4 protein-coding genes and 1 pseudogene are annotated in these 2,681 nt (G+C 73.5%); all 5 read right to left on the bottom strand.

Translation table 11 applies throughout. The features are described from left to right. Positions 1 to 239, bottom strand: a pseudogene (locus ACFC1F_RS43025) (DNA primase); the annotation flags it as partial. An 88-nt stretch (positions 240 to 327) separates the two neighbouring features. Next, positions 328 to 1,206 carry a DNA primase gene (locus tag ACFC1F_RS43020; RefSeq protein WP_376167256.1) on the bottom strand — a complete coding sequence of 293 codons (879 nt, stop codon included), beginning with the start codon at positions 1,204 to 1,206 and terminating at the stop codon, positions 328 to 330. Beyond that, positions 1,203 to 1,490: a hypothetical protein gene (locus ACFC1F_RS43015; RefSeq protein WP_376167255.1), complete on the bottom strand. Its 288-nt coding sequence runs from the start codon at positions 1,488 to 1,490 to the stop codon at positions 1,203 to 1,205. The genes ACFC1F_RS43020 and ACFC1F_RS43015 overlap by 4 nt, the downstream gene beginning before the upstream one ends. Before the next feature lie 10 nt (positions 1,491 to 1,500). Beyond that, positions 1,501 to 2,268 carry a DNA methylase gene (locus ACFC1F_RS43010; RefSeq protein ID WP_376167253.1) on the bottom strand — a complete coding sequence of 256 codons (768 nt, stop codon included), beginning with the start codon at positions 2,266 to 2,268 and terminating at the stop codon, positions 1,501 to 1,503. 108 nt (positions 2,269 to 2,376) lie between these two features. Then, positions 2,377 to 2,681: single-stranded DNA-binding protein (locus ACFC1F_RS43005; RefSeq protein WP_376167251.1), on the bottom strand; the 305-nt coding region annotated here is incomplete at its 5' end.

Raw genomic sequence — 2,681 nt, 5'->3', positions numbered from 1 at the left:
GTCTCGATGATCTCCAGCGCGCGGGTCTTGCCGCTGCCGGGCTCCGGGGAGAGGAACGCGAGCCGGGGGGTGGCCTCGAAGGCGTCCATGAGGTGCGTGTGCGCTCCCCACAGGACCACGGCGACGTAGGCGGCTTCGCTGGGGAAGACGTTGAAGCGCCGGTGATGGGCTTCGACGGCGTCGAGCAGGGCCGCGCCGTCCTCGGCGTTGGTGGTGACGGGCGGGGTGGTATCGGTCATGCTGGCCTCTCCGGTCTTTGGGGCTGGATGGGAGCGGCCACCGGTTCTTTGGCGAGAGGGGTGGCCGCTTCGGCGTGCTCGGGCGGGGTCAGGTCAGGTGGGCGCCGGCGGCGGCGAGGCCGCGGGTGACGGCGCGGGTGGCGTAGTCGTGGGGGACGCCGACGGCTTCGGCGGCGTCGATGAGGTCCTGGGCGAGGGCGTCGAGGCCGCAGGGGCCGGGGCAACGGGTGTGTTGGGCGGCGAGGAAGCGGGCGGCGCCGTACGCCTGGCTCCCGGCGCCGCTCGTGCGGCGGGCGAGGATGAGGGCGACGCCCCGGTCGAGGCCGGTGCGGACGTAGCGCTCGGTGTGGCGGCAGCCGTGGTCCGTGGTCCGGGACCACCCGCCGCCGGGGGTGGAAGACACCACCGCCGCGCCGTGCGGGCCGGGGGTGGTCTCTTCCTTGGCCGCGAGGGCGCGGACGGCGTCGGGCAGGTCGGCCATGGTGCCGGTGCCGGGGCCGAGCCATCGGGCGTAGTGCATGGCGGACTTGATGTCGACATTGGGTCGCACCGCGTTGGAGGAGCGCATGACGCCCCGGTAGATCCAGTGCTCGCCGCGCGTCGAGGGCACGGTCAGCGTCGGGGGCAACGCGGTACGGGCCCACGTGATGGCGTCCGTGCTGTCGAGGTCGACGACGGTGACCCCCGCCCCGCCCGGGTGGTAGCCCACCGCGGCGGCCTTCCGCCAGGCTCGGGCCCACGCCTGGCTGGTCAGGACAGTGGGGTCGGTGGTGGCGGCGGCCCAGGCGTGGCACGGCAGCGGGCACGCGCAGGGGCCGGGGGTGAGCATGTTGGGCCGGCCCCCGCACGCGATGTCCTGGCAGGCCGGGCAGTTGCGCAGGGGTCGCTTGTTGGCGCTCAGCGGCACCACGGGCAGGCCCAGGACGGCAAGGCCGAGGGCGAGCTCCAGCAGGGACGGGACCGTCACGCGGCCCTCCCCCGGTGGTGCCGGCAGGTGGAGGCGGACGCGGTGAACAGGCTGTCGGGCATGGATTCCTCACGAGGGGAGACGGCTGCGGGATGGGCCTCCGTGGCGGGCGCTGGCGCGGCAGGGCCCGCCACGGGGGCGTGGGCGTGCTGCTCGGCGCAGACCTTGTGCGCCGGTCTGCGCTGCTCGTCCCGCAGCGGGGTTGGTCGACCGCACCAGCGGCAGGGCAGGGTGCGGGTGTGGTCGTAGTGCCTGGCGTCGCGCCAGTCGAGGTGGACGGCCACAGCGCCGGTCCTATGCGGCAAGGGCGGCGGGCCCGGCGCCGAGCCGGGCGGCGGCCTGGTGGCCGATGAGTCGGGTGTAGGCGGGTGGGATGGCTTCGGCGATCTCGCGGCGGACGTCGGTCCAGTGGATGCCCATGGCGTCCTGCCACTGGGTGACGCTGCCCTTGCCGCCGCCGTTGCCGTAGACCTGGAAGTAGCGGCCCTGCTGCTCGGTGACGTGCCGTCCGTGGCGGTAGCCGATGGTCAGGCCACGGTGCGGGACGTGGGCGGGCTGGTCGAGCAGCAGACCGCCACCGGCCTCGAAGTTGCGGTGCCTGAGCACCCGTAGGCCGAACATCTCCCCACACAGCATGAGATCGGTCCGCATGCGCTTGGAGGCGCGGCCGGGGGGCTGCTCGATCACGTACGGCCGCCTGGTGGACTCCAGCGCGGCCCGGGTCGGCTCCAACAGGTCCGGGTAGCGGTCGCGTTTGGCGGCGTTGGTGCCGGCGGTGAGGGTGCAGTCGAACTGACAGGGAGGCCCGGCGCTGATCAGGTCGAACCGGTGGCCGTGTGCCGCGATGGCCTCGACCGCGTCACCGCGCAGGAACGGGAAGGGGTAGCGGGGCTGGTCGAGGACGTCGACGCCGACGACGTCGAACCCGGCCAGGTGGAAGCCCATGCCGGTGCCGCCGATGTTGCAGTAGGCGTCCAGCACGGTCATGCCGTTCCACGGCCGGCGCGGCAGCACGGCGGTGGTCGGCCGAGCACCGAGCGCGGAGAAGTTGAGGTGGGGCATGCTTGAGTCCTCTGGTCTCTGAAAGGGGATCGGTTTGGCCCCGCAGCAGCCGTCTCTCTGCCAAGATTCGGCGGCTGCTGCGGGGTTTCGTGCTGTCCGGGTGTGGGGCTAGAACGGCGGCTCGGTGGGGCCGTCGGCCGGGGCACCGTTCCAGCCGCCGCCGGGTGCGGGTGGGGTGGCGGTGGACCACTGGTCGGCCGGTCGTGCGGGCGCGTTGCCGGTGCGCTGGGCCTTGGTGACTGTGGCGGTGGCAAACCGCAGCGAGGGGCCGAGGTCCTCGACGTCGAGGCCGAGCATGGAACGATGCTCGCCCTGGTCGGTCTGCCAGTTGTGCTGGACGAGACGGCCGGTGACGACCACGCGCATGCCCTTGGTGAGGGACTCGGCGGTGTGCTCGGCGATCTCGCGCCAGG

The organism is Kitasatospora sp. NPDC056181 (assembly GCF_042266225.1).
Classification (GTDB): Bacteria; Actinomycetota; Actinomycetes; order Streptomycetales; family Streptomycetaceae; genus Kitasatospora.
This window is presented reverse-complemented; position numbering and strand designations above follow the sequence as displayed.

Excerpts from the sequence above, each read along its gene's own strand:
- ACFC1F_RS43010 (WP_376167253.1), bottom strand. The coding sequence starts at position 2,268 with ATGCCCCACCTCAACTTCTCCGCGCTCGGTGCTCGGCCGACCACCGCC.